At 43.9% G+C, this 6,000-nt stretch carries 5 protein-coding genes; all 5 read left to right on the forward strand.

Features of this window, described 5'->3' with window-relative positions; all coding sequences use genetic code 11:
- The first annotated feature begins 45 nt into the window (after window positions 1-45).
- The 5 genes from OH461_RS14105 (at window position 46) to OH461_RS14125 (ending at window position 5,582) form a co-directional block, all read left to right on the forward strand.
- Window positions 46-717, forward strand: coding sequence for a TIGR04219 family outer membrane beta-barrel protein (locus OH461_RS14105; protein WP_270021210.1), 672 nt, complete (start codon window positions 46-48; stop codon window positions 715-717).
- A gap of 154 nt (window positions 718-871) precedes the next feature.
- Window positions 872-1,105 carry a hypothetical protein gene (locus OH461_RS14110; RefSeq protein WP_270021211.1) on the forward strand — a complete coding sequence of 78 codons (234 nt, stop codon included), beginning with the start codon at window positions 872-874 and terminating at the stop codon, window positions 1,103-1,105.
- Between the two features lie 103 nt (window positions 1,106-1,208).
- A complete protein-coding gene (locus OH461_RS14115; RefSeq protein WP_443088463.1) occupies window positions 1,209-3,095 on the forward strand; it encodes an assimilatory sulfite reductase (NADPH) flavoprotein subunit in 1,887 nt (628 codons plus the stop codon).
- On the forward strand, window positions 3,095-4,816 hold the full coding sequence (gene cysI / locus OH461_RS14120; RefSeq protein ID WP_270021213.1) for an assimilatory sulfite reductase (NADPH) hemoprotein subunit: 1,722 nt from the start codon (window positions 3,095-3,097) through the stop codon (window positions 4,814-4,816). The genes OH461_RS14115 and cysI overlap by 1 nt, the downstream gene beginning before the upstream one ends.
- A complete protein-coding gene (locus OH461_RS14125) occupies window positions 4,809-5,582 on the forward strand; it encodes a phosphoadenylyl-sulfate reductase (protein WP_270021214.1) in 774 nt (257 codons plus the stop codon). Before cysI ends, OH461_RS14125 begins: the two co-directional genes overlap by 8 nt.
- The last annotated feature ends 418 nt before the right edge of the window (window positions 5,583-6,000 follow it).

Here is a 6,000-nt window from a genome sequence, read left to right on the forward strand (position 1 = left end):
CTTGTGCAGATAAACCGAGTTATTCAGTTCAGGAGCTAACAACAGATGAACAAGCCAGCATTAGCGCTAATGACCACAGCAGCATTGTCGATGGGTTCGACAGTCGCGATGGCAGAATCCTCCATCTCAGGTGATGTGGGTGCAGATATGTGGTTTGCTGATACTAAGATCGATGAGCAGCGCCGTGGCGATGCATCGGCGCCAACATTCTACTTCTCATTGGAGCACGAGCTAGCATACGTTCCTGATTTTAGTTTCCGTTACACCAGTGTTGATGCTGATTACGCAGGTTTTGATAAGTACGACTACACGTTTTACTACAAAATCTTAGAGCGTGAGTTAATGACATTTGATGCGGGTGTAATGCTAACTCAATACACCAATAGTCATTACCGCACTAAAGAGTCTGCAACACCAGTTTATAACTTCGACGAAACGACGTTTAACTGGTACGCGTATGCTGAAATTCATGTGCCAGATACTAACTTCGACATCATTGGTCAGTTCGATTTTAGTAATAGCAGCGGCATTAAAAGTGCTGATGTTATGACGGGTGTACAATACAAAATTGGTTTAGGTAATGGTGATCTTGCCCTACGCGGTGGTTACCGAGTGATTGATTTAGAGTTCACAGATCTTGCTGAGCAATCCCCAAACACTAACCAGTCATTTGTGTTTGTGAACGGTTTCTTCCTTGGAGCAGAGTACAACTTCTAAGCTTAGGGACAATCGGAATTTTTAGAACGCCGCTTTTTAAAGCGGCGTTTTTTTATACCTTTTTTTTATATCATTCTCGCTTTATTCGCAATTTAGTGCTCATGAGCCATGCTTGGTATTAATAGCTTTAATTATAAAAATGAGCATGGAAGCAATGACTATTAATGAACTGAGAAACTTGTATCGAGAAAACCAGTTGGTTGAGGCCATTATTGAACCGTCTGCGGAAGAAGGACTTTGGGTTGTTGAGTTTCGTCATTCGCAAGGTGGCTTTGTTATTCTAACGGATGCCCATGGAGAAGAGTGCCATTATGGCGATCTGGATATGGCGTCAAAATGTGCCATGGCGGTGGGGTTTAATCAGGTTCGAGTAGAAAATGAACGCTAACTTGTGAACGCGATGAGTGAGGTTCTTTAATTCAAAAAGTTATAAAACATTCACTTCTATTCTTTCTTGTTATTAAAGAGAGTGGTTAATCTATCATCACGCAATGAACAGGGATGTCGTGACCATGTCTTTAAATAAGAAAGAGTCCTCAAATGCAGAGCTCTCTCAGGGAAATACCCCAGAATTACCTTCAATCGCTAGTCCTTTGAATGACCAACAGCTAGGCCAGTTGCAGCAAACGGTTTCAAGTTTGTCTTCTCAGCAACTCGCTTGGGTAAGTGGTTATTTCTGGGGATTGGCTCAAAATCAACCAGCGGCAGCAGCAGCGCCAATTAATCAAGCCGCAGCGGTCGTAGCTGCGAAACCGGCTGGTAAGTTATCAATTATTTTTGCTTCGCAAACCGGAAACGCAAAAGGCGTGGCTGAAGCGTTAGAGCAAGAAGCGAAAGCGCTAGGCATTGATGCCCAGCTATTTGATGCGAGCGATTATAAAGGCAAAAGCTTCGCCAAAGAGACTCACGTTATTATCGTGGCTTCAACTAATGGTGAGGGTGAAGCGCCAGATAACGCCATCGAGCTGCATGAGTTCTTACAATCTAAGAAAGCACCTAAGCTACCAAACCTTCAGTATGGTGTGATTGGTTTAGGTGATTCGAGTTATGAGTTCTTCTGCCAGACAGGTAAAGACTTTGATGCCTTCTTATCTAAATTAGGAGCGACTCCGTTTATTGATCGTGTTGACCTTGATGTTGACTACGAAGCGCCAGCGGCAGAGTGGCGAGCTAAAGCACTAGAGATCGCTAAAGAAGCGCTTGCTTCCGGTACTGAAGCGGACGTTGTTCAACTACCTGTTGGTCAAGCTGCTCCGGGACATTCTCAATACAACAAGCAAAACCCATACACAGCGACTTTACTGACTAGCCAAAAGATCACGGGCCGTGATTCTGGCAAAGATGTTCGTCATATCGAAATTGATCTCGATGAGTCAGGTATTACCTATCAGCCGGGTGATGCGCTTGGTGTTTGGTATGAGAACAGTTCGGAGCTCGCCAATGCCATCTTGGCAAAGGTTGGGCTTTCTGGTGTTGAAAGTGTTGAAGTCGATGGTGAAAGCCTTTCTATTCATAGTGCATTGGTTTCTAAGTTTGAAATCACCACATCGAACCCACAGCTTGTCACTAAGTTCGCAGAGCTGTCTGCGAGTAAGAAGCTACAGAAGCTGGTGGAAGATAAAGACAAGCTGCGCGAATACGCAGGTAATACTCAAGTTATTGATGTATTAGCTGAGAAGAAAACCAAGCTATCCGCAGAAGGACTTGTCGGCTTATTGCGCCGCTTGACCCCTCGTCTTTATTCCATTGCTTCTGCTCAATCTGAAGTCGATGAAGAAGTTCATTTGACGGTAGGTGTCGTTGAATATCAAAAAGGCGAAGAGACTCGCTTTGGTGGTGCATCAAGTTTCCTTTCTCATCGCTTAGAAGAAGGCGGTGATGTGAAAGTGTTTATTGAAAACAATAACAACTTCAAACTGCCACAAGATGACAATCTACCCGTGATCATGATTGGTCCAGGTACAGGTATTGCGCCTTTCCGTAGCTTTATTCAAGAACGTGATAATAGAGATGCGGAAGGTAAGAACTGGTTGTTCTTTGGCGATCGTACTTTCACACAAGATTTCCTTTACCAAGTTGAGTGGCAGAAATATCTGAAATCGGGTTTGTTGACTCAGTTAGATGTTGCGTTTAGCCGCGATCAACAAGAGAAGGTGTATGTGCAGCACCGCATTCTTGAGCATGGCGAACAAGTATGGCAATGGATTCAAGAGGGCGCCTATATATATGTATGTGGTGATGCGACTCGTATGGCGAAAGATGTCAACGATGCACTTGTGACCGTGGCTGAGCAACACGGTGGCTTAGAGAAAGAGAAAGCAGAAGAATTTGTAAATAATCTGCGCAAGGAAAAACGTTACCAAAGGGATGTGTACTAATGAGCAAAGAACAACAAGAAGTACTCGGCGAAGTACTAGGCCCTTTGGCTGATAATGAGCGATTAAAGCGAGAGAGTAATTTCTTGCGCGGTACGATTGAACAAGATCTGCAAGACCGAATCACTGGTGGTTTTACCGCAGACAACTTTCAGCTTATTCGCTTCCACGGTATGTATCAGCAGGATGACCGTGATATTCGTAATGAGCGAACCAAGCAAAAATTAGAACCACTGCATAACGTAATGTTGCGCGCCCGTATGCCGGGTGGTGTGATTAAGCCAGAACAATGGCTTGCGATTGATAAGTTTGCTGAAGAGCACTCTATGTATGGCAGTATTCGCTTGACGACTCGTCAAACGTTCCAGTTTCACGGCGTATTAAAGCCAAATATTAAGTTAATGCATCAAACGTTGAATAGCATCGGTATTGATTCTATTGCTACAGCGGGCGATGTTAACCGAAATGTACTTTGTACTACCAACCCTGTTGAATCAGAGCTACACCAAGAAGCTTATGAGTGGGCGGCGAAGATCAGTGAGCATCTTCTTCCTAAAACCCGTGCTTATGCCGAGATCTGGTTAGACGGAGAAAAAGTAGAAACAACCGATGAAGAGCCAATCCTAGGAAGTAACTATTTACCACGTAAGTTCAAAACTACGGTGGTGATTCCTCCACAGAATGATGTTGACGTTCACGCGAATGACCTCAACTTTGTTGCTATAGCAAAAGACGGAAAGCTAGTTGGCTTTAACGTATTAGTTGGTGGTGGCTTGGCGATGACTCATGGCGATACATCTACTTATGCCCGCCGAGCAGATGACTTCGGATTTGTACCTCTTGAAAAAACGCTGGATGTGGCCGCAGCAGTGGTTACCACTCAGCGTGATTGGGGTAACCGTTCTAATCGTAAGAATGCTAAAACCAAATACACATTAGATCGTGTTGGTATTGATGTCTTCAAAGCGGAAGTTGAAAAGCGTGCAGGTATTCAGTTCGAAGAGAGTCGACCTTATGAATTTACCGAGCGTGGCGACCGAATTGGTTGGGTGGAAGGTATTGATGGCAAACACCACTTAGCGCTATTTATTGAAAATGGTCGTATTCTCGACTTCCCGAATAAACCGCTAAAAACGGGGATGGCAGAAATTGCGAAAGTCCATAAAGGTGACTTCCGTATGACCGCAAACCAAAACCTGATTGTGGCAGGCGTACCGACGGACCAGAAAGCGCTGATTGAAAAGCTTGCTCGTCAACATGGGTTAATGTCAGATGAAGTCAGCGAACAACGCAAGAACTCGATGGCGTGTGTGGCATTTCCGACGTGTCCATTAGCCATGGCTGAAGCGGAACGTTTTCTTCCTAGTTTTGTCACTGATGTAGAAGGTATCTTGGCAAAACATGGTTTACCGGAAGAAGAGAACATCATCTTACGTGTTACGGGCTGTCCGAATGGTTGTGGCCGAGCAATGCTGGCAGAAATCGGCTTAGTGGGTAAAGCTCCGGGTCGTTATAACTTACATCTAGGTGGAAACAGAGCAGGTACGCGTATTCCGAAGATGTATAAAGAGAACATTACCGATAAGCAGATCCTAGAAGAAATCGATCAGTTAGTCGGACGTTGGTCAAAAGAGCGTAATAAAGGGGAGTGCTTTGGTGATTTTGCAATTCGTGCAGGCATCATAGAAGAAGTATTCGTATCGAAGAGGGATTTGCATGCTTGATTCAACAACTAAACCAGATTTAAAGGCGTTACTCTCTTTAACCAAAACAGAGCAAATCCTGCATCTAACCGAAATAAACCTGCAGTTAGAAGAGATGACGGCGCAAGAAAGAGTTGCTTGGGCACTAGAAAATCTCGATGGTCAGCCTGCTGTGTCGTCAAGCTTCGGAGTACAGGCGGCCGTCATGCTGCATCTCGTTACTCAGGCAAAAGCAGATATCCCTGTCATTCTCACTGATACGGGATACCTATTTCCGGAAACATATCAGTTCATTGAACAACTGAGTGACAAGTTAAAGCTAAACCTAAAAGTGTACCGAGCGAAACAAAGCCCAGTATGGCAAGAAGCTGTATATGGGAAATTGTGGGAACAAGGTATAGAGGGAATAGAGAAATACAACAAGCTTAATAAAGTTGAGCCTATGCGCCGTGCTTTGGATGAGCTTGAAGTGGGTACGTGGTTTTCGGGTCTAAGAAGAGAGCAATCAAAGTCGCGAGCGAATCTGCCTATTCTGTCGATTCAAAATGGTGTGTTTAAGTTTCTGCCAGTTATCGATTGGACCAATAAAGATGTGCACTATTATTTAGAGCAACATGGTTTGCCTTATCACCCATTAAGAGAAGAGGGATACCTGTCTGTCGGTGATACCCACACGACTAAAAAGTGGGAGCCGGGCATGTCAGAAGAAGAAACCCGCTTTTTTGGTTTAAAACGTGAATGCGGTCTCCATGAAGATGACGGAGAAGAGCACGGTTCAGGGATTTAAACTCGGATAACTCACTAAAGGGCTGTTTTTAACAGCCCTTTTTATTGTTTTAAACATGTCATTGTGGATAACTTTGTGGGTATTTTGTTTGTTGTTTTGGGGTAAAGTTGAATAAATAAGGCTTTGAATGATAAATCACCATCTAAACCTTATTTTTGCAATTTTTTCAAAATAACGCTTGCCAATGTGACCGCGATCTCTATAATGCCTCCTCGTCGACAGGGCAAGGGCTCACAAGAGTTTGAAGCCAGTCAGACAGGCCAGAAACAAAAATGAAATAATTTTCAAAAAGTGTTTGACACAGAAGATTATCTCGATAGAATGGCCGCCTCTTCCGAAGTGATGTGAGTCACAAAGAAGAAAGCTCTTTAACAATGTAAACCTATCAATCTGTGTGGGCACTCGTTGATGATAATCC

It is taken from the genome of Vibrio sp. LaRot3, from assembly GCF_027587025.1.
Classification (GTDB): Bacteria; Pseudomonadota; Gammaproteobacteria; order Enterobacterales; family Vibrionaceae; genus Vibrio.

Coding starts and splice junctions, on each gene's coding strand:
- OH461_RS14105 (WP_270021210.1), top strand. CDS start 46: ATGAACAAGCCAGCATTAGCGCTAATGACCACAGCAGCATTGTCGATG.
- OH461_RS14110 (WP_270021211.1), top strand. CDS start 872: ATGACTATTAATGAACTGAGAAACTTGTATCGAGAAAACCAGTTGGTT.
- OH461_RS14115 (WP_443088463.1), top strand. CDS start 1,209: ATGAACAGGGATGTCGTGACCATGTCTTTAAATAAGAAAGAGTCCTCA.
- cysI (WP_270021213.1), top strand. CDS start 3,095: ATGAGCAAAGAACAACAAGAAGTACTCGGCGAAGTACTAGGCCCTTTG.
- OH461_RS14125 (WP_270021214.1), top strand. CDS start 4,809: ATGCTTGATTCAACAACTAAACCAGATTTAAAGGCGTTACTCTCTTTA.